Genomic DNA, 19,164 nt, shown 5'->3' with positions numbered 1-19,164 from the left:
ATGGTAGGCAGCTCAGCCCAGATCTTGCAAGACGTTTGCAAAGCTTGTTTCCTTTGCAATCAGAACCGCTTGGGTCCGGCTTTGGACCCCGAGTTTGCGCATGATCGCGGTGACATGCGCCTTTACCGTGGTTTCGGCGATCGACAGGTCATAGGCGATCTGCTTGTTCAGTTTGCCCGCGCAGATCAGTTGCAGGATCCGCGCCTGCTGATTGGTCAGCGTCGCCAGACGCCCGGTCGCATCCTGCGTTTCACTGTCCCGCGGCAGCAGCACATAGCCGGGCGGGACGAAAGGCGTGCCCCTGCCGATGGCGTCAAAGGCGTCGATATAGATCTCGCGCTGGCTGTGCTTGGGCACAAAGCCGGCGGCACCGGCGTGGATGGCTGCGCTGATGACCCGGTTGTCCGCCATCGACGATACCACAAGGATCGGCGCGGTCGTCGCATTGTGCAGCCGTATCAGCCCGTCGAGGCCCTGAGCATCGGGCAGGTTGAGATCCAGCACCACCGCATCGGGAGCAGGAGTGTCCGAAACCTCGGAAATGGCCTGTTCCACTGTCGCGGCGGTTGCGATGCTGGTGATCCCAACCGTGGCGCGCAGCGTCATCGCCAGGGCGTCGCAGAACAGCGGGTGATCCTCGACGATCAGCGCGGTCACAAAGCCTGCCGGGTCCTGCGCATCCGGGGTGCGAGGTCGCTGGGGATGATCTGGGGCGGGCGAATGGGTCATCACACTCCTCAAGCCTATGCCAATGGTCCATGGTCTGCGCCGGGCAATCGCGGGTCACATCGCGCGCCAAAGCCACGCGCCCGCCATGCCGCTCATGCTAGCAGCAGCTGCAAGCCGCGACCAATAGGCGAAAAGTCTAAGACGGCTCGCGAAGATGCAACGGCCGTGATTTCGCGTCTGGCGGGAGCGTAGGCCTGTGCTATCCTTGTTGCGCGCACCGTCGCCGTCTGATCTGCAACCAATGTCGCATATCGGCGCGCAGCCGGATTGCGTTATGCAGGCGCCAGCAGGGGCGTCCCAGTGCCCGCAACACGATGTATCGCCAGCAAAAGGAATAGGCTTATGAAACTTGCCGATACCCGCAGCATCGCTGCCCCGCGCGCCGAGGTCTGGCAGGGGCTTCTGGATGCCGAAACGCTGAAGGATGCGGTGCCCGGCTGCCAGGAAATGGAGGGATCGGCCGAGGAGGGTTTCACGGCGGTTGTGGTGCAAAAGGTCGGCCCGGTTAAGGCGACATTCCGTGGCACTGTGACCCTGTCCGATCTCGATGCGCCCAATAGTCTGACCCTGCGGGGGGAGGGCAAGGGCGGCGCGGCTGGGTTCGCCAAGGGCGACGCCCATGTGACGCTGAGCGATGGCGACGACGGGCATACCCTGCTGACTTATGAGGTCGAGGCCAAGGTCGGCGGCAAACTCGCCCAGCTTGGAAGCCGGATCATCGACGGGTTTGCCAAAAAGATGGCCGACCAGTTCTTCGAGCGGTTCCAGACCGCCGTCGAAGGGGATAGTTCGGTCGAAACAGATGCCTCAGCGGAGGAGGCCGGGACACCCGACGCCAGCCGGGACGAGGCGCCGCGCAAAGGTTGGATTGGCCGGGTGCTTGGCAATTGAGCGGACATGTGGTCAGGGGAGAGATGCCGATTAATCCGGCTCTTCCAGATGAAATTTCACGATTTCACGCCACAGCCGCTTGACGCTCCGAAAGCACCGATTTATAGACCAAATTCCCTGAGCGGGTATGGTGAAATGGTATCATAAGAGCCTTCCAAGCTTAAGGTGCGGGTTCGATTCCCGCTACCCGCTCCAGGATTTCCGACATAGATCAGACCGGTAGCTGCGCAGAAGATCTCTCTGGGGTGTTCAGGGCGGTGCCGAACCATTCATGCGGCGGTATGACAGGCTTTGACGGCCTCTGTGCGCTTGACCTCAGGGGTTTGCGGGGTCATGAACCTTGGCGATGCGCAGGCGACAGAGCCTGCCACACGGAACGTCGAAGGAGCTGACATGGCGGGCAATCAAGCGGTCCCGACTGCGGATGTAGAGCGCGAGAAATCGCGCAAGATTGGTGTCCTGTCTGCCCTCTGGCCCTTTATGCGCCCCTACCGCCTGTTGATGGCCACCGCGACGCTAGCACTCGTGCTCACCGCGGGCCTGTCGCTGACGCTGCCGCTGGCGGTTCGCCGGGTGGTCGATAACTTCCGGGTTTCCGATGCTGAGCTGCTGAACCAGTATTTCGCCGCTGCTCTGGTGATTGCGGCGCTGCTGGCCGTGGGCACGGGCCTGCGCTATGCGCTGGTCACGCGGCTGGGAGAGCGGGTGGTTGCAGATATCCGCAAGGCGGTGTTTGACCGCGTCATCGGCATGAGCCCGGCGTTTTTCGAGCAGATCATGACCGGAGAGGTGCTGAGCCGGATCACCACGGATACAACGCTGATCCAGTCGGTGCTGGGCTCGTCGGTGTCGATTGCCCTGCGCAATATGCTGATCTTTGGCGGCGGTCTGGTGCTGATGCTGCTGACCTCGGCCAAGTTGACCAGCCTTGTTCTGCTGATCGTGCCTGCGGTGATCGTGCCGATTCTGGTGTTGGGGCGGCGGCTGCGCAAGATTAGCCGCGAGAATCAGGATTGGATCGCGGCCTCTTCCGGCAACGCGGGTGAGGCGCTGGGCGCGGTACAGACGGTTCAGGCCTATACGCATGAGAGCGCCAGCCGGGGCGAATTCAGCCGGATGACCGAAACCGCATTTGACGTTTCAATGCGGCGGATCCAGACCCGTGCTTTCCTGACCGTGATCGTGATCTTTCTGGTGTTCTCCGGCGTGGTTGGCGTCCTGTGGATGGGCGCAAACGATGTGCGCGCCGGGGTCATGTCCGAAGGCACCCTGGTCCAGTTCGTGATCTATGCGGTGCTGGTTGCAGGCTCGGTGGCGGCGCTGTCAGAGATCTGGAGCGAATTGCAACGGGCCGCTGGCGCAACCGAACGTCTGGTGGAGCTGCTGACGGCGGTGGATGAGGTGCAGGATCCGTCGCGTCCGCAGGCGCTGGCCGAACCGGTGCGGGGCGAAATCCGATTTGACAATGTGTCCTTCCGCTATCCCGCCCGTCCGCTGATTCCGGCCCTGAGCGACGTCTCCCTGACGGTGAAGCCGGGCGAGACGGTTGCCTTTGTCGGCCCCTCCGGTGCGGGCAAGACAACCATCATCCAGATGATCCAGCGGTTCTACGATCCCACTGATGGTGCGGTCTGTCTGGATGGTGTCTCGTTGCGGGACCTGCAACGGGATGCTTTCCGCAGACATATCGCGCTGGTGCCTCAGGACCCGGTGATCTTTGCCGCCTCGGCGCGGGACAATATCCGCTTTGGTCGTCCCGAGGCCAGCGACGCCGAGGTCGAGGCCGCCGCCCGTGCGGCCGCCGCCCATGACTTTATCACTCGGCTGCCAGAGGGCTATGACAGCCAGGTCGGGGAACGTGGCGTGATGCTGTCGGGCGGTCAGAAACAACGGATCGCCATCGCCCGCGCGATACTGCGCGACGCGCCGGTGCTGTTGCTGGATGAGGCCACATCCGCACTGGATGCCGAAAGCGAACGACTGGTACAGGCCGCTGTCGATGAGCTGAGCCAGGGCCGCACCACCTTGATCGTGGCGCATCGACTGGCAACCGTGAAAAAGGCAGATCGCATCGTGGTGATGGAAGAGGGCCGTATCGTGGCCACCGGCAGCCACGATCAGCTGGTTGCCGAAGGCGGGCTTTACGCGCGTCTTGCACGGCTTCAGTTCACCGATGGGCTGGCTGCGGAATAGGCAGACCCGGTCTCAAATGAGCCGAATTTCGGCTTCAAGGTCGAAAAACTTCAAATGTCGCTGCGTCAAAGCGCAGGCTTCCTTGACGTGACCCTGTCGGCGCGCTTGCGCGGCGGGTCGTTTCAAATCATTTTGTGTTAACTGAAATTCCCCGGCACAAGGGGACTAGGGGAGGAAACCAATGGGATTTGCCACGGCTGCGGACTGCTTGGCACTAACGAACGAGATGCCTTTTGGGCAGCGGAATATGCCGACGACGCTTTATGGGTTGCTGTCCCGTACGGCCGGGAAATTTCCCGACAACAACGCGGTGAGCTACCAGATATTCTCTGGTCCCAAGGATAAGGCCGAGACCCTGACCTGGCGCCAGCTGAAGGACAAGGTGACCCAGGCGGCGAATATGTTCCGGTCCATGGGGATCGGTGAAAAGGATGTGGTCGCCTATATCCTGCCGAACTGCAATGAAACCGTCGTGACCCTGCTCGGCGGCGCTGTGGCAGGCATCGCTAATCCGATCAACCCTCTGCTTGAGCCGGAGCAGATCGCCTCGATCCTGCGCGAAACCGGGGCAAAGGTGGTGGTGACGCTGAAGCCTTTCCCCAAGACCGACGTCGCCCAGAAGGTGGCGGAGGCGGTGCGCCATGCGCCCAAGGTGAACACGGTTCTGGAAATTGACCTCAACCGCTATCTGACGCCGCCAAAATCCTGGATTGTACCGATGATCCGCCCCAAGCTTGAGGGCAAGGACAAGCTGGCCCATGCGGATTACAAGAATTTCAACAAAGAGCTGCGCAAGCATCCGACCGAGCTGACGTTCGCGGATTCCGACAGCGACCGGGTGGCCTGCTATTTCCACACCGGCGGCACCACCGGGATGCCCAAAGTGGCGCAGCACACCTATTCCGGCATGAACTACAACGGCTGGCTGGGCAGCAAGCTGCTGTTTACCGCAGATGACAATATCATGTGCCCGCTGCCGCTGTTCCATGTCTTTGCCTGCCATGTGATCCTGATGGCGGCGGTGGCCTCGGGGGCGCATGTGGTGTTCCCGACACCGCAGGGCTATCGCGGCGAGGGTGTCTTTGACAATTTCTGGAAGCTGATCGAACGCTGGAAGATTTCCTTTATCATCACCGTGCCCACTGCAATTTCGGCCAAGATGCAGCGGCCCGTCGATGCCGATGTCTCGACCGTAAAGACGGCCTTCTCCGGCTCGGCGCCACTGCCGGTCGAACTGTTCAAACGGTTCGAAAGCGCAACGGGCGTCAGCATTGTCGAAGGTTACGGCCTGACCGAGGCGACCTGCCTGGTCTCCTGCAACCCGGTTCAGGGCGAAAAGAAGATCGGCTCGATCGGCATTCCGCTGCCCTACACTGACGTCAAGATCGTGAAGGCAACCAATGGCGATATGGTCGAGCTGGGTGTGGATGAGATCGGTGAGATCTGTATCTCGAGCCCCGGCGTCTATGCCGGTCATACCTATACCGAGGTCGAGAAGAACGAAGGTCTGTTCTACAAGGACACCTATCTGCGCACCGGCGATCTGGGCCGTCTGGATGCGGATGGCTATCTCTGGATCACGGGCCGGGCGAAGGATCTGATCATCCGCGGCGGCCACAATATTGATCCGGCCGAAATCGAAGAGGCGCTGCTGGGGCATGAGGCCGTCGCCTTTGCGGGTGCAATCGGCCAGCCGGATGCCCATGCCGGCGAGGTGCCATGTGCCTTTGTCGAGCTGGTGGATGGCGCAAGCGTGACGCCGGAGGATCTTTTGGCCTATTGCAAGATCCACGTGCATGAACGCGCGGCAATCCCGAAACATGTCACGGTGATGGATGAGCTGCCAAAGACGGCCGTGGGCAAGGTGTTCAAACCTGATCTGCGCAAGAATGCCATCACCCGGATCTACAATGAGGCCCTGCTGAAGGCAGGCCTGCCTGCGCGCGTCGAACATGTGGTCGACGACAAAAGCCGCGGTCTGGTCGCCCAGGTTGAGGCCAATGGCGCTTCGGCCTCCGATATTTCGGATGTGCTTGGTGTCTTTACCCGCCCCTGGGAACCGATGCCAAAGGGCTGATCCCAGAGCGGCGGATGGCACTGCGCCACCCCAGCATCAGAAAGCGCCCCACGCGGGCGCTTTTTTCATTTGTAAAGCATGGTTTTTGATTTCGGCGCTGCTAATCTCATTCGACGGACTATGAAGATAGGGAACGGGTGAGATGAACTACGAGCGACTGATCGACGAAGAAACCTGGGCCTTTATCCGCAAAACCGGCGAATGTTACCCGGATGATGCGGTGGATCTGTCGATCACGGAACAGCGCAAGGTCTATGATGACATGGCCGCTGAATTCCGTGTCGCGCGCCCGGATGTGGTCCGCTGCGAGGATCGGCTGGTGGGGGCGGTGCCGGTGCGGATCTACACCGCCGGAGAGCCGGGCTGCACGGTGATGTACTGCCATGGCGGCGGCTTTGTCGTTGGTGGATTGGACAGCCACGATGACGTCTGCGCCGAGCTTTGCGCCCAGAGCGGCTATCGCGTTGTGGCGGTGGATTACCGTCTGGCCCCAGAACATCGCCACCCTGCGGCCTTCGAGGACGCCTGGGCGGTCTTGCAGTGGATCCGCGACAGTTTTGAGGGGGATCTGGTTCTGGCTGGTGACAGCGCCGGTGCCAATCTCTGTGCCGCCGTGGCGCATCATGCGCGCGGACGTATTGACGGGCTGGTGGGGCAGGTGCTGATCTACGGCGCCTTTGGTGGCGATATCAATCAGGGCTCTTATCTGGAACACGCGCAGGCGCCGATGCTGACACGGGATGATATCCTCTACTACGGGTCAATTCGCCGCCCGGAAGGCACGCAGACGACGGGCGATCCGACCCTCGAACCGCTGGCCGATACCGATTTTTCCAACCTGCCCGCAACGGTGCTGATCACTGCCGACTGTGATCCGGTGCGTGATGATTCCCGCCATTACCGCGACAAGATCATGGCCGCCGGTGGCAAAGCGCATTGGATCAACGAACAGGGGTTGGTCCATGGCTATCTGCGCGCCCGCCACAGCGTCGGCCGCGCCCGTGACAGTTTCGAACGGATCTCCGTCGCCGTGGAGGCGCTGGGGCAGGGGCTCTGGCCCTATGAGTGAGCGCTGTCGTCGCCCGGCCCCTGGCACATGATCAGCCTGCGAAATCGCGGCAGTTTTCAGGGGCGGCTGCGCGGTTGTACCAGCCGCCGCTCTTGACCCGCCAGTCACTGCTGTGGGTGGTGACATAGGACCAGTTGCCCACTGGAAGATGCGCATAGCCGATGGTGTCGCCGGGTTGGATCGTGCCGATACGGGCGGTGCCCGCACTATGGCCGGAATGGAGCGGGACCGGAGCGCCAAGCCAACCCAGACAGGCGCCTTCAAATTCATCGCGGATCGGCAGATCCACCAGCAACCGCCGCAGATGCGTATCGTTCAGCGTCAACTGCCTGCGCCCGGTGTTGACCTTGCAGCCGTGATACTTCTCCAGCGCGCGGATGTCCTGCACCTGCCGGTTGCTCTGCGGGTCAAGCGCGACGGATTTTCCGAGGCAATCGCTATTGTCGAAAACGCTTTGGCCCAGCACCGTTCCAAAACAATAGCCGGCACGGTCCATGATCAGATTTCGCGTGAACCACAGATCATCGCAGCCGTCCTGTGCAAACGCGGGCAAGGGCAGCAGCGTTAACAGTAGTGTGAGATAGCGGATGGGCATGGCAGGCTCCTGTTGATCGCGGCGACGGTCCGATAAGCCTGCCATGGATCCTCAGCTGAGGAAAGATTTTGCCTTCATCGTGTCGGCGATGGGCGCACCAAGGCGGCTGAGGATGGTAGGCGCCAGCTGGCGCTGGTCGATCACCACATCTTCCGCCGGGCCTTCGGCCGGGCCGAAATAATACAGCGCGGTTTCCTGTTGCAGGGCGCTGCGCCCGCCATGGTGGCCGCGATCATCCTGCCCGTGATCGGCGGTGACGATGATCTCATAGCCCATTTCACGCCATTTGAAGATAAACGGCGCCAGCATCTCATCCATGACGAAACAGGCGTGGTCCATTTGCTGGCAATCGTGGAAAAACCGGTGCCCCATGCTGTCCAGCGTGCAGGTGTGCAGCATTCCGTAGTTCAGCCCGAACCGCAGGCAGAGGTTTGTCAGCGTGCCAAACAGATCGACGTCCGACGGGGTCATCTGGTTGTCCAGCCCGTAGCCGGTCATCGAATGGAACCGCCCGTGATTGATCGTGGCGCTGTCCGGTTCGTCATATTCAACGTCGCGCACGGGGTCATAGGGGTGGCGGTTGAAGAAGGAGGACCAGAAACTATGCGCCACCGCACCGGTTACGCCGCCGCCCTCGCGAACCTGGTTGAACACATCCTTGTGGCCCAAGCGGAAGACATTGCCATTGCCGGTGCAGCCATGTTCGGCGGGGGCAACACCTGTGTGGATCGAGGCATAGCAGCTGGCGGAGATCGAGGGCAGCACCGAACGGTGTTTCCAGACCCGCGCTTCGCCGCTGTCGACCCAGCCTTCCAGATTGCCAAACAGCCGACGGAAGTTGCGCCACGGCACCCCGTCCAAGATGATAAGGAGAAGTTTGTTGTCCATCGCAGAACCCAAGGTCTTGTAAAGGTGAGTTAAAAAGGCGGCCGTGAGGAGTGTTCCTGCGGCCGCCTTTGAGTGCGTCCCGCCGCAGTTGCCTGCGACGGGGGGATATCAGGTGCTGGGCTGCTAGTTGCCCGCACTTTCCATTTTGCGGTTGGCGATGACCTCTTCCAGCCACCCGAGCCGCATTTCCGGCACCGAGCTGAGCAGCAGATCGGTGTAATCGTCAAAGGGGGGCGACAGCACTTCGGTCTTGCCGCCATAGCGCTGGACGCGGCCCTGATACATCACCGCGATATTATCCGAAATCGCCCGCACCGTGGCGAGATCGTGGGTGATGAACAGATAGGCGACATTCTCGATCTTTTGCAGTTCCAGCAACAGCTTCAGAATGCCATCGGCCACCAGTGGATCCAGCGCCGAGGTGACCTCGTCGCAGATGATCATCTTGGGCTTCGCCGCCAGCGCTCGTGCAATACACACCCGCTGTTTCTGTCCGCCCGACAGCTCCGCCGGGTAACGGTCGATGAAGCTTTCGCCCAGCTCGATCTCATCCAGCAGTTCGATGATCCGTTTGCGCTTCTCCGCACCTTTCATGCCAAAGTAGAACTCCAGCGGACGGCCGATGATCGTACCGACGGTCTGGCGCGGATTCATCGCCACATCCGCCATCTGATAGATCATCTGCAATTCGCGCAGATCCTCGCGGGTGCGTCCCGCCAGATCGGAGGACAGCCGGCGCCCGGCAAACTCGATATCACCCTCGCGTGGTGGCAATAGCCCGGTGATCACCCGTGCCAGTGTCGATTTACCAGAGCCGGATTCTCCGACCACGGCCAGCGTCTGACCGGGGTGCAGGTCGACGTTCACATTATGCAGCACATCGAATTTGGTGCCCTGGTAGCGCGCGGTGATATTGCGCACGCTCAGCACCGGCTCCGAGGTCGGGGCCTTTTCCTCATGGGTGATGGAGCGCACCGAGACCAGCGCCTGTGTGTACTCCTCCTGCGGGGCGTTGATGATCTGATCGACGGGGCCGTATTCCACCATATTGCCGTGGCGCAGCACCATGATGTCGTCGCTCACTTGTGCCACCACCGCAAGGTCATGGGTGATATAGAGTGCAGCCACACCCGTGTCGCGGATGGCTTCCTTGATCGCCATCAGCACCTCGATCTGGGTCGTCACATCCAGCGCCGTTGTCGGCTCGTCAAAGACCACCAGATCCGGCTCCGGGCAGAGCGCCAGCGCCGTCATGCAGCGTTGCAGCTGACCGCCGGAGACCTGATGCGGATAGCGCTCGCCGATATTGTCTGGATCGGGCAGACCCAGCTTGGCAAAAAGCGCGCGGGCGCGGGCTTCGGCCTCTTTCTTGGAGAACTTGCCCTGCTCAACCGCCGCTTCGATCACCTGTTCCATGATCTTCTTGGCCGGGTTGAACGAGGCCGCCGCCGATTGCGAGACATAGGTGACCTCGCCGCCGCGCAGGCGACGGATATCGCGCAGTTTGGATTGCAGGATATCGCGGCCATTCACCCAGACCTCGCCGCCGGTGATCTTCACACCGCCCCGGCCATAGGCCATGGAGGCCAGACCGATGGTGGATTTTCCGGCGCCGGATTCGCCGATCAGCCCCAGCACCTTGCCCGGTTGCAGATCAAAGCTGACACCATGCACGATTTCGATGTCATGGGGCTTTTCCCCCGGCGGGTAGACAGTTGCGCCGATCTTGAGATTGCGCACTTTCATAAGAGGTTCGCTCATCCGCGGCCTCCTTTCAGCGAGGTTGTGCGGTTCAGGACCCAGTCCGCGACAAGGTTGACCGAGATCGCAAGGGTGGCGATGGCGATGGCAGGCAGCAGTGCCGCCGGAATGCCATAGACGATGCCTTCCTTGTTTTCTTTCACGATCCCGCCCCAGTCGGCTTCTGGCGGTTGCACGCCAAGGCCGAGGAAAGAGAGCGTCGAGACAAACAGCACCATGAAGATGAACCGCAGGCCCATTTCGGCCACCAGCGGTGACAGCGCGTTGGGCAGGATTTCGCGGAAGATGATCCAGGCGGTTTTCTCACCGCGCAGACGCGCGGCTTCGACGTAGTCCATCACCTCGATATCCACCGCAACCGCACGGGCAAGACGATAGACGCGGGTGGAGTCCAGCAGACCCATGACCACGATCAGAACCGGCACGGTCACCGGCATCACCGACAGCACCACAAGGGCAAAGATCAGCGTCGGGATCGACATCACCAGATCGACCAGCCGCGACATCACCTGATCCACCCAGCCACCGGCAACGGCGGCAAAGAAGCCCAGCACCGATCCGGTGACAAAGGACAGGATGGTGGCCGCAGTGGCGATGAAGATGGTGGTGCGTCCGCCATAGATCATCCGGCTGAGAAGATCACGACCGATATTGTCGGTGCCAAGGAGATGCTCAGCCGAGCGCGGCTCCCAGACGTCACCGACAATTTCAGCCATCCCATAGGGGGCCAGTAGCGGTGCAAAGATCGCCATCAGGAAGTAGAGGGCCGTGAAGAACAGCCCGATCATTGCAGAGATAGGGATATTCTTCATTTCGGATGCCTCAGACGCGGGTTCGACAGGATCGCCACGATGTCGGCAATCATGTTCAGCACGATGTAGACGGCGGCAAAGATCAGACCGCAGGCCTGCACCACCGGGACGTCACGCTTGGACACGTGGTCGACCAGATACTGACCCATGCCGGGGTAGACAAAAACCACCTCGATCACCACGACGCCGACCACCAGATAGGCGAGGTTCAGCATCACCACATTGACGATCGGTGCGATGGCATTGGGAAAGGCGTGACGGGCAATCACGTTGAAGGTGCTCAGCCCCTTCAGCTCCGCCGTCTCGATATAGGCCGATTGCATCACATTGAGGATCGCCGCCCGCGTCATGCGCATCATATGCGCCAGAACCACCAGTGTCAGCACCGCGACGGGCAGGGCAATGGCGTTCAGTTTTTCCAGCAGGCTCATGGATTCATTGATCATTGCGACAGAGCTGAACCAGCCCATCTGCACCGCAACGAAATAGATCAGCAGATAGCCAATCAGGAATTCCGGGATCGAGATCGAGGCCAATGTCACGGCCGAGATCAGTTTGTCAGGCCAGCGGTCGCGGTAACGTACCGCCAGAAGGCCCAGGAAGATCGCCAAGGGAACCGAGATCACGGCAGCCCAGAACGCCAGGAACAGCGTGTTGCCAAGACGGCGGCCAATGCTGGTTGCAATGTCCTGACCATTGGTCAGGGCGGTGCCCAGATCACCTTGCAGGGCGCCGAACAGCCAGTCGAAATAGCGCAGAACAGCCGGTTCATTCAGCCCCAGTTCCTCGCGCAGGTTGGCAAGTGCCTCGGGCGTGGCCGACTGGCCCAGAATGGACTGCGCCACATCGCCGGGCAGGATCAAGGTGCCCATGAAGATGAGCACGGATGCGGCGATCAAGAGAATCAGTCCCAGCGCGAGGCGCTGGGACACAAGTTTCAAAACGGGGTGCATGGCATGGACCTCTATCAGGCCAACCAGCACTTATGCGACCATTTGCCGGCCATAGTGTCGCCGGTGGAATCCACCACCCAACCCTGAACCTTGCTGCTGGTCGCTTCGATGAAGTCATTGAACATCGGGCAGATCAGACCGCCTTCGTCCCGCACCATCATGCCCATCTGGCTGTAGAGCGCCTTGCGCTTGGCTTCGTCCAGCTCGCCGCGGGCGGCAAACAACAGCTGGTCAAAGTCTTCGCGCTTGAAGCGGGTGTCGTTCCAGTCTGCGGTCGACAGATAAGCGGTCGAATACATCTGATCCTGCACCGGACGGCCACCCCAGTAGGAGGCACAGAACGGCTGGGCGTTCCAGACTTCGGACCAGTAACCATCACCGGGCTCGCGCTTCAGTTCCAGCGGGATACCGGCGGCATTGGCCGACTGCTGGAACAGCTGGGCTGCATCCAATGCACCCGGGAAGGCAACATCCGACACCCGCAGGGTGATCGGGCTGCCGTCATGGCCGGATTTCTTGTAGTGCTCTGCCGCTTTGGCCGGATCAAACGGGCGCTGCGGGATGCTGTCATCAAACAGCGGATAGGCGGAGTTGATCGGCATGTCGTTACCGACGGAGCCATAGCCGCGCAGAACCTTATCGACCATTTCCTCACGGTTGATGGCATATTTAAGCGCCAGGCGCAGCTCGTTGCTGTCAAACGGCGCGGTGTCGCAATGCATGATGAACACATAGTGGCCCGGACCGGCTGCGTTGCGCACGGTCAGGTTCGGTGCACGGTCGAGGAGACCTGCAACCTTGGGCTCAACACGGTTGGCGATATGTACCTGACCCGATTGCAGCGCCGCCATACGGGCGGTGGCGTCGTTGATTACCACGATTTCGACTTCATCAACATGGCCGCGGGTGTCATCCCAGTAGTTGGGGTTCTTCTTCCACATATGGCGCACGCCCGGCTCATCGGCGACCAGCATATAGGCACCGGAACCGATGCCCGCTGCCGGGTTGTCAAAGCCGCCATCAGGCTGGATCATCAGGTGATAATCGGCCATCAGATAGGGCAGGTCGGCGTTCGGCGTGGTCAGCGAGACGACGAAGTTGTCGCCATCGGCCTTCATGCTTTCGATGCCGCGCATAATGCCGAGCGCACCCGATTTACTGTCCTCGTTGGAGTGGCGCTCCATGGTGCGCATCACGTCCTCGGCCGTCACCGCCTTGCCGTTGTGGAATTCAACGCCCTTGCGGATCTTGAAGGTCCAGGTCTTGGCGTCTGCACTGGCTTCGACGCTTTCGGCGAGACGGTTTTCGATGCCGCCTTCGGGCGTCACGTTCACCAGCGTTTCACCGAACTGATAAAGATTGTGGTAGGGCACCTGGCTTGCGGCCACGGCGGGATCGAGCGAGTCGGTGCTGCCGCCGCCGATGGAGCCGAGCTTCAGCGTGCCCCCTTTGACCGGGCCTGCGGCCTCGACGGCGCGGGCAAACAGGCTGCCTGCTACTGCGGCGCTGATGCCGAGTGCGGCGGTTTTGCCCATGAATTCACGCCGGGTCATTTTCCCGGAGGTGACGCTTTGCGTCATGAAATCAATCTGGTCTTTCATTGCGGACTCCCTGTCGTATCTAGACGCTGAACACGTCATTTCTTGAATTGTCATTCAAGGTTTGCGCATTTGCTGCGACCTCGCAACCCTTATTAGCGTGCTTTCTGGCGCAGGCGGGGATGGCGAAGGCATAAAGAGACGGTGATCCCGTCGTCTTTTGGAACTGGTATGTCGTATTTGGTAAGAAGTGAATGGCTGGTGGGACAATATGTGGAAAAAACCAATGCACTCGCGATGCCAATTATTATCGCCGCCGCACCCCGTATTTCGCCAATGGATGGTGGCCCCCGCCTGATTTTCGGCCAAAACGGGTGATCCGAGCCGGTTTTGCGACAGGCCGCAGCTGCGGGCGCGATGGCCGATCTGGCGCATTTTCGCGATTTCGGATGCTTGCTTTGGCACCAATGGGCGCGTCAGGACATGACGGAAAACGACATCCGCAACCTATCCGCAATCCGCCCGCAGAAAAGCGCAGTTCACCAGTCCGCGCTGTCCATCCAGATGGTCACCGGACCGGAGTTGATCAGCGCAACCTGCATGTCGGCCCCAAAGGACCCGCGCGCCACAGGCACCTCAAGCGCCGCCAGCTGATCGGCAAACCGGGTGTAAAGCGCGCGGCCCAGATCCGGCGCGGCGGCATTGGAGAAGCCGGGCCGGTTGCCACGGCGGGTATCGGCGGCCAGCGTAAACTGGCTGACAACCAGCGCGCCGCCGCCGATATCCTTTACCGAGCGGTTCATCTTGCCCGCCTCATCGCGGAAAATCCGCAGCTTGCTGATCTTGGCCGCCATCTGATCCGCTTCGGCCGCGCTGTCCCCCGCCATCGCGCAGATCAGGATCAGCAGGCCTTCACCGATTTCACCGATGATATCGCCGTCGACGGTGACAGACGCCTCGGACACTCGCTGGATCAGGGCACGCATGGATTATCCTACTCAGTGATATACGGCGTCAGTCGCGCCAGGTGGTGAAGTCGTGCAGTTCAGCGCGTTCAGTGCGGAACTGGTTGGCCGGGTGGTCGGGATCGGCATAGCCGAAAGACAGCGCACAAAGGATATTTCGATCCTCCGGTATGTCGCAGAGCTGATGCAGCATCGGCGCATAGGTGGCAACAGCGGCCTGCGCGATGCTGGCAACGCCCGCTGCGGTTGCGGCCAGCGTGAACCCGGTGACAAAGCCACCGCAATCCAGCGCACCATAGGGGCCAAGCTCCTTGGGGCTGGTCAGGATCGCGCAATGGGGGGCGTCAAAAAGCGTAAAGTTGCGCATCATCTGCCGGTGAGAGGCGGCGCGATCGCCGCGTTCAACACCAACCGCCTCATAAAGCGCCCAGCCGCAGGCCTGTCGCCGCGCCTTGTAATCGCCACTGTACCGCCCGGGAAAGGGGAGGTCGGGGGCAACAGGATCCTTTGCGACCGCCTCCGCCAGGGCCACCCGCAGCGCATCCGTCGCCGCGCCGCTGAACAGCGTCACCTGCCAGGGCTGGGCATTGCACCAGGAGGGCACTTTCTGGGCGCAACGCAGGATATCCTCGATAACCGCACGGGGTACCGGATCGGGGCGAAAGCCGCGACAGCTGTGACGGCGGCTGAACAGCGCATCAAGCGCAGGAAGGGTGGTCATGGTGGATCCTTATGTCGGCTTCGGGGGGCTCGTGGTCTCGGCGCGGAATGTCAGCGTGATCCGAAATAGGCCACAGCAGCGCCGATCAGCAGTGCCAGAGCAACGGCGGCGGCAATTTTCCATACCGAATAGGGGCGTTCTCCCTGTACCCGACCGGATTGCCCGTTGACCACAAAACGATAAGTCTTGCCCCGATATTTATAAGCGGCCAGCCAGACCGGCAGCAGCACATGTTTGAAGGTGATATCGGAAAAATCGCTGTCGATATGTTCGATCCGTTGCCGATCCCCGCCAATGTCAAAACGCACGTCGCGTTCGATGACCCGGCGCATCCGCGCAGTCGCCTCGCCGTAGCCATCGGCCAGTTCCACCGCATAGGCCTCGGCCCGGAACCCGGCCAGATACTGCGGCTGGTAAGGCTCCAGCGCCGACAGGTCCCAGGGCTCCAGCGCATCGGTGTTCTTTTTCGGCAGGCTCTTGGAGGCGAGCACCAGCACATCGTCAAAGAACCGCTGCACCCGCCCCGAGACCGGCCGCCAGCGTATCTTCGGCACCTGCCGCGACTGGCGCTTGCCGTCGACCATCACGGTTTCGGTGACATAATAAACGGTGCCGCGCTGGCCGCGATACTGCGAGCGGGTGTCGGCGTCGAAGGTCCAGTAGGGAACATAGATGCCGTCCATGCGTCGACCTTTGCGGGCATATTGTTGCAGGCCGCTTGGCGCAAACCACAGCTGGCCCAGCCAGTCCGACATCGCCTTATGGGCGCTGCGCTCATCAAAGGCGAAGGGCAGCACGCCCTTGGGCTTGATATGACGGTGGATCCCGGTGTCTGTGACCATCGGCGTGGCGCAGAACGGACATTCCCCCGCATGGTCCTTTGGGTCAAATTCCACCTGCGCGGCGCAGTTCGGACAGCGCAACACGCGGGTTTCTTCCATGTCGGCCTCGGCCAGACCCGAGGAGAGCGCCGTCTCGAAATCCAGCTCCCGCAGGCTGCCACCCCGCCACGGGCCGGATCGGATCGCTTCCCGGTGGCCGCAATGATCGCAGGTCAGCGTGCCGTTTTCCGGATCATAGCGATAATCCGCGCCGCATTGCTCGCAGGGGAACCGATGTTCCTCAAGCGGTGCCTGCGTCTCGGCGCTGGCGGAGCTCTCGGCAGGCGACAGGCCGGAGGGCGGCGGCGGTGGGGGCTGGGTCACGTGGGGAAGCCTCAAAGATATCTATGCAGCAGTTTCGGCACCATGATGCGCAGGGCGTTGTCCTTCAACAGGAAATGGCGCCACAGATGGAACAGCCCATGCAGGACGATGACAATGAGCAGCGCATCAAATGCAAGTTCATGCAGCTCTTCAGCCAGCTCATGCAGGGTGCGGCTGCCTGCGGCCGGATTGATCGGCAACACCCCAAAAGCGCGGATCGCAAAGGGAGCCAACACCCCGGCCAGCGCTCCGGTTGCGACCATGACCGGCAGGCCGATCTGCAAGACACGGTGGTTCAACCCGTGGAACCGTTTGGCCCAGCCCGGCAGCTTGGGACCGGCGCGCCCGGCCAGCCCTTTGCGCAGATAGACAAGCGTCCAGATCAGCACGACCACGGCAAGGAGCAGGCCGACGCCCGCGTGGGTGGCCAGCGCCAGCCCCGGATCGGCGCGGTTCTCCTCCGGTTCCACGAGAAAGAAATAGAGGATCAATCCAAGGCTCAGCCAGTGGAGCCATTTGAGCGCGCTGCGTCGGGTCATATGCAGAAGGTCCTTCGTGGCACAGGGGCTGCGGTCTGTCCTGAGAAAGGGCGCCGATGATCGCAGCGCCCTCGGGATTGTGTGATGTCAGCCAGCCGGCGGTGCGGGCGGCGGTGGCGGAGGCGGCGGTGGCATGATGGTGAACAGCTGCGCCAGTTCGATGACATCGCCTGCCGCCTTCCAGCCGTCCTGACCGGGTGTCCAGACCAGGCTGTCCCGGCGCAATCCGCCCTCTTGTGCCATTCGCCCCAGTCGGGCCTTGGAATAGGGGCCGGTGGTCTGACCGTTCTCGGCGATGTGCCAGACATGTTCCACCGGTGGAGGCGGCGGCGCCACCGGCGCGGCGGCCTGCGGCGCAGCGGGTGCGGGCCGCGCGCCCCAGGGACCGCTGGTCTGACCCGCTGCATGAGCGGCGGCACCCGGCTGCGCCATCTGCGCCATCTGCTGGGCCATTGCCATGCCCATCCCCATGCCCATTCCGGCCCCCATGCCGCTATTGGGCGCCTGGGCGGCGGCGGTCATCGCCTCGGCGGCGGAGAACTGCGTGTAACGGCCAAGATCACCGACGATTCCCATCTGGGTGCGCTTGTCCAGCGCCTGTTCGACCGCGGCGGGCAGCGAGATATTCTCGATATAGAGCTCGGGGATCGCGATGCCGTATTCGGCCACCGTGGCGGAAATCTCAGCCGCCACCAGCTTGCCCAGATCGGCGGTATTTGCAGCCATATCCAGAACCGGAATGCCGGAGCCTGCGAGAACCCGGCTCACCTGCTGGACGATGATATTGCGGATCTGGAAGGAGATTTCATCCATGGTGAACTCACCATCGGTGCCGACGATCTCGCTCAGGAACCGGGCCGGGTCCACCACCCGGATGCTATAGGTGCCAAAGGCGCGCAGACGGACCGGCCCGAACTCCGGATCGCGCGCCATGATCGGGTTCTTGGTGCCCCACTTCAGATCATTGAACCGGGTGGTGTCGACAAAGTAGATCTCGGATTTGAACGGCGACTGAAAGCCGTGATCCCAATGTTGCAGGGTGGTCATGATCGGCATGTTGTTGGTCTCCAGCATGTAGAGACCGGGGGTGAAGACATCGGCCAGCTGACCTTCATGCACAAAAACCGCCGCCTGACCTTCGCGCACCGTCAGCTTGGCGCCGTATTTGATCGCGTGGCCTTCGCGCTCGAACCGCCAGACCAGCGTGTCATTGGTGTCGTCGGTCCAGTGGATGACGTCGATGAACTCTCCCTTGAGAAAGTCGAAAATACCCATTGTCTTCATCCTCTTTCGGCGATGCCGGGGCATCGGGGTCGGCAAATGCGGAGCCGCTACTGCGGCTCTCCCATGATATCATATGCGATGGCTTGCACGATGGGCCGCGCCTCATCGGCGGACATGCCGGTGCGCAGGCGTGGATCGTACAGGATTTTCAGGAGTTTCTCATCCTGGCTGGTCAGCAGCGCAAATTCGTCATCATCGTTGAAGATCGAGGGGCGCGCCTGCGGGCTGTCGTTGCGCAGGCCAAGGCCCTGGGCAACTTCCTCGTGGATACAGCTGCGCCGCGCCAGATCCGGGTGCTCGGCGCGGATAAGCGCGACCCCGCGCATATAGGACGATGGATCCGCCTGCAGCCCCCCGGCGCGCACCAGACAATAGTAGCTCTGCGGCGGGTTGGCAAAAACCTCTAGGTCGGCGTCGCTGATCGACGGCAGGATCTCCCGCACGCGGCCGGCGACATAGGCGCTGTCGTCGGCGCCTGCAAAGATCACGTTGAAATTGGCGCGCGCGCGGCTGGTGGTGGTGCTGATCGGATGGCCGGTGATCCGGGCCAGCCGGGCGGCATAGGCATCAAGGGTGGCGCGATCCTTCTGCTGCTGTTCAGCGCTGACCGAGGGGCCAAAATCGGCCCGCAGACGCACCGGCCCGTCCCAGCGCCCAAGCGCGCCGGAGGTGCGCAGATTGCTGCTGCCATATTCGTCGTAAAAGGCGATCTGCTCAAAATTCCGGCGCAGATCATCGGCGTCATAGGGCGTCTCCGGCCCGCCCCCATCGGTCCGCAGCAGCCCGCGCGTCAGCAGGTCCTGCTGGAGGGCGCCATAGTAGCGGGCCAGCCGCTGGCTCTCGGCGGAGGGCGGCTTGGGCTGCGGGGCGAGATTGGCCGGGCGTGTCGGCGGCACCAGCGAGGTGCGCTGAGCGAGGGGATCGCATCCCATCAGGAACGCAGT

At 61.7% G+C, this 19,164-nt stretch carries 18 protein-coding genes and 1 tRNA gene; 6 read left to right on the top strand and 13 right to left on the bottom strand.

Annotated elements, in window-relative coordinates; translation table 11 throughout:
- Window positions 1–12: 12 nt before the first annotated feature.
- Window positions 13–606, bottom strand: coding sequence for a LuxR C-terminal-related transcriptional regulator (locus VWY34_RS17145; protein WP_416535137.1), 594 nt, complete (start codon window positions 604–606; stop codon window positions 13–15).
- Between the two features lie 465 nt (window positions 607–1,071).
- Between VWY34_RS17145 and VWY34_RS17140 the strand changes: the two genes are divergently transcribed.
- The 5 genes from VWY34_RS17140 to VWY34_RS17120 all read left to right on the top strand — a co-directional run bounded on the left by VWY34_RS17140 (window position 1,072) and on the right by VWY34_RS17120 (window position 6,959).
- Window positions 1,072–1,620: a CoxG family protein gene (locus VWY34_RS17140; protein ID WP_416546380.1), complete on the top strand. Its 549-nt coding sequence runs from the start codon at window positions 1,072–1,074 to the stop codon at window positions 1,618–1,620.
- Window positions 1,621–1,741: 121 nt separating this feature from the next.
- Window positions 1,742–1,815: transfer RNA gene (locus VWY34_RS17135), tRNA-Gly, on the top strand.
- A 198-nt stretch (window positions 1,816–2,013) separates the two neighbouring features.
- A complete protein-coding gene (locus tag VWY34_RS17130; RefSeq protein WP_340546090.1) occupies window positions 2,014–3,813 on the top strand; it encodes an ABC transporter transmembrane domain-containing protein in 1,800 nt (599 codons plus the stop codon).
- 181 nt (window positions 3,814–3,994) lie between these two features.
- Window positions 3,995–5,890 carry an acyl-CoA synthetase gene (locus VWY34_RS17125; protein WP_340546089.1) on the top strand — a complete coding sequence of 632 codons (1,896 nt, stop codon included), beginning with the start codon at window positions 3,995–3,997 and terminating at the stop codon, window positions 5,888–5,890.
- Window positions 5,891–6,032: 142 nt separating this feature from the next.
- Window positions 6,033–6,959 carry an alpha/beta hydrolase gene (locus VWY34_RS17120; RefSeq protein WP_416546378.1) on the top strand — a complete coding sequence of 309 codons (927 nt, stop codon included), beginning with the start codon at window positions 6,033–6,035 and terminating at the stop codon, window positions 6,957–6,959.
- 31 nt (window positions 6,960–6,990) lie between these two features.
- Here VWY34_RS17120 and VWY34_RS17115 read toward each other — a convergent pair whose 3' ends face one another.
- The 6 genes from VWY34_RS17115 to VWY34_RS17090 form a co-directional block, all read right to left on the bottom strand.
- Entirely contained in the window at window positions 6,991–7,554 is a 564-nt protein-coding gene (locus tag VWY34_RS17115; RefSeq protein ID WP_340546087.1) for a DUF4453 domain-containing protein, read from the bottom strand.
- A gap of 51 nt (window positions 7,555–7,605) precedes the next feature.
- A complete protein-coding gene (locus VWY34_RS17110) occupies window positions 7,606–8,442 on the bottom strand; it encodes an alkaline phosphatase family protein (RefSeq protein WP_416546376.1) in 837 nt (278 codons plus the stop codon).
- A gap of 123 nt (window positions 8,443–8,565) precedes the next feature.
- Window positions 8,566–10,203 carry an ABC transporter ATP-binding protein gene (locus VWY34_RS17105; protein WP_340546086.1) on the bottom strand — a complete coding sequence of 546 codons (1,638 nt, stop codon included), beginning with the start codon at window positions 10,201–10,203 and terminating at the stop codon, window positions 8,566–8,568.
- Window positions 10,200–11,015 (bottom strand): ABC transporter permease, encoded by an 816-nt coding sequence (locus tag VWY34_RS17100; RefSeq protein ID WP_340546085.1) that lies wholly within the window; start codon window positions 11,013–11,015, stop codon window positions 10,200–10,202. Before VWY34_RS17100 ends, VWY34_RS17105 begins: the two co-directional genes overlap by 4 nt.
- Window positions 11,012–11,968, bottom strand: a complete 957-nt coding sequence (locus VWY34_RS17095) for an ABC transporter permease (RefSeq protein ID WP_340546084.1) — start codon at window positions 11,966–11,968, stop codon at window positions 11,012–11,014. The genes VWY34_RS17100 and VWY34_RS17095 overlap by 4 nt, the downstream gene beginning before the upstream one ends.
- Window positions 11,969–11,982: 14 nt before the next feature.
- The gene (locus VWY34_RS17090) at window positions 11,983–13,569 is read right to left on the bottom strand and encodes an ABC transporter substrate-binding protein (RefSeq protein WP_416546374.1); all 1,587 of its coding nucleotides are present in this window, start codon (window positions 13,567–13,569) and stop codon (window positions 11,983–11,985) included.
- Between the two features lie 168 nt (window positions 13,570–13,737).
- Between VWY34_RS17090 and VWY34_RS17085 the strand changes: the two genes are divergently transcribed.
- Entirely contained in the window at window positions 13,738–13,884 is a 147-nt protein-coding gene (locus tag VWY34_RS17085; RefSeq protein ID WP_340546082.1) for a hypothetical protein, read from the top strand.
- 161 nt (window positions 13,885–14,045) lie between these two features.
- On the opposite strand, the gene dtd is transcribed toward VWY34_RS17085, so the two are convergent.
- The 6 genes from dtd to VWY34_RS17055 form a co-directional block, all read right to left on the bottom strand.
- Window positions 14,046–14,492 (bottom strand): D-aminoacyl-tRNA deacylase, encoded by a 447-nt coding sequence (gene dtd, locus VWY34_RS17080; protein ID WP_416535081.1) that lies wholly within the window; start codon window positions 14,490–14,492, stop codon window positions 14,046–14,048.
- A gap of 28 nt (window positions 14,493–14,520) precedes the next feature.
- The gene (locus VWY34_RS17075) at window positions 14,521–15,192 is read right to left on the bottom strand and encodes a nitroreductase (protein WP_416546372.1); all 672 of its coding nucleotides are present in this window, start codon (window positions 15,190–15,192) and stop codon (window positions 14,521–14,523) included.
- Window positions 15,193–15,242: 50 nt separating this feature from the next.
- Window positions 15,243–16,397: a TFIIB-type zinc finger domain-containing protein gene (locus VWY34_RS17070; RefSeq protein ID WP_416541359.1), complete on the bottom strand. Its 1,155-nt coding sequence runs from the start codon at window positions 16,395–16,397 to the stop codon at window positions 15,243–15,245.
- 11 nt (window positions 16,398–16,408) lie between these two features.
- Window positions 16,409–16,936, bottom strand: coding sequence for a cytochrome b/b6 domain-containing protein (locus VWY34_RS17065; RefSeq protein ID WP_416546370.1), 528 nt, complete (start codon window positions 16,934–16,936; stop codon window positions 16,409–16,411).
- An 87-nt stretch (window positions 16,937–17,023) separates the two neighbouring features.
- Window positions 17,024–18,211: an SPFH domain-containing protein gene (locus VWY34_RS17060; protein WP_416539063.1), complete on the bottom strand. Its 1,188-nt coding sequence runs from the start codon at window positions 18,209–18,211 to the stop codon at window positions 17,024–17,026.
- Window positions 18,212–18,267: 56 nt separating this feature from the next.
- The gene (locus tag VWY34_RS17055) at window positions 18,268–19,152 is read right to left on the bottom strand and encodes a DUF2927 domain-containing protein (RefSeq protein WP_340546338.1); all 885 of its coding nucleotides are present in this window, start codon (window positions 19,150–19,152) and stop codon (window positions 18,268–18,270) included.
- Window positions 19,153–19,164 lie beyond the last annotated feature (12 nt).

Source organism: Phaeobacter sp. JH20_02, from assembly GCF_048056915.1.
GTDB classification, from domain to species: Bacteria; Pseudomonadota; Alphaproteobacteria; order Rhodobacterales; family Rhodobacteraceae; genus Phaeobacter; species Phaeobacter bryozoorum.
This window is presented reverse-complemented; position numbering and strand designations above follow the sequence as displayed.

Bases quoted from the DNA above. Each gene is read 5' to 3' on its own strand.
- VWY34_RS17145 (WP_416535137.1), bottom strand. From the start codon at position 606: ATGACGCTGCGCGCCACGGTTGGGATCACCAGCATCGCAACCGCCGCG.
- VWY34_RS17140 (WP_416546380.1), top strand. From the start codon at position 1,072: ATGAAACTTGCCGATACCCGCAGCATCGCTGCCCCGCGCGCCGAGGTC.
- VWY34_RS17130 (WP_340546090.1), top strand. From the start codon at position 2,014: ATGGCGGGCAATCAAGCGGTCCCGACTGCGGATGTAGAGCGCGAGAAA.
- VWY34_RS17125 (WP_340546089.1), top strand. From the start codon at position 3,995: ATGGGATTTGCCACGGCTGCGGACTGCTTGGCACTAACGAACGAGATG.
- VWY34_RS17120 (WP_416546378.1), top strand. From the start codon at position 6,033: ATGAACTACGAGCGACTGATCGACGAAGAAACCTGGGCCTTTATCCGC.
- VWY34_RS17115 (WP_340546087.1), bottom strand. From the start codon at position 7,554: ATGCCCATCCGCTATCTCACACTACTGTTAACGCTGCTGCCCTTGCCC.
- VWY34_RS17110 (WP_416546376.1), bottom strand. From the start codon at position 8,442: ATGGACAACAAACTTCTCCTTATCATCTTGGACGGGGTGCCGTGGCGC.
- VWY34_RS17105 (WP_340546086.1), bottom strand. From the start codon at position 10,203: ATGAGCGAACCTCTTATGAAAGTGCGCAATCTCAAGATCGGCGCAACT.
- VWY34_RS17100 (WP_340546085.1), bottom strand. From the start codon at position 11,015: ATGAAGAATATCCCTATCTCTGCAATGATCGGGCTGTTCTTCACGGCC.
- VWY34_RS17095 (WP_340546084.1), bottom strand. From the start codon at position 11,968: ATGCACCCCGTTTTGAAACTTGTGTCCCAGCGCCTCGCGCTGGGACTG.
- VWY34_RS17090 (WP_416546374.1), bottom strand. From the start codon at position 13,569: ATGAAAGACCAGATTGATTTCATGACGCAAAGCGTCACCTCCGGGAAA.
- VWY34_RS17085 (WP_340546082.1), top strand. From the start codon at position 13,738: ATGTCGTATTTGGTAAGAAGTGAATGGCTGGTGGGACAATATGTGGAA.
- dtd (WP_416535081.1), bottom strand. From the start codon at position 14,492: ATGCGTGCCCTGATCCAGCGAGTGTCCGAGGCGTCTGTCACCGTCGAC.
- VWY34_RS17075 (WP_416546372.1), bottom strand. From the start codon at position 15,192: ATGACCACCCTTCCTGCGCTTGATGCGCTGTTCAGCCGCCGTCACAGC.
- VWY34_RS17065 (WP_416546370.1), bottom strand. From the start codon at position 16,936: ATGACCCGACGCAGCGCGCTCAAATGGCTCCACTGGCTGAGCCTTGGA.
- VWY34_RS17060 (WP_416539063.1), bottom strand. From the start codon at position 18,211: ATGGGTATTTTCGACTTTCTCAAGGGAGAGTTCATCGACGTCATCCAC.
- VWY34_RS17055 (WP_340546338.1), bottom strand. From the start codon at position 19,152: ATGGGATGCGATCCCCTCGCTCAGCGCACCTCGCTGGTGCCGCCGACA.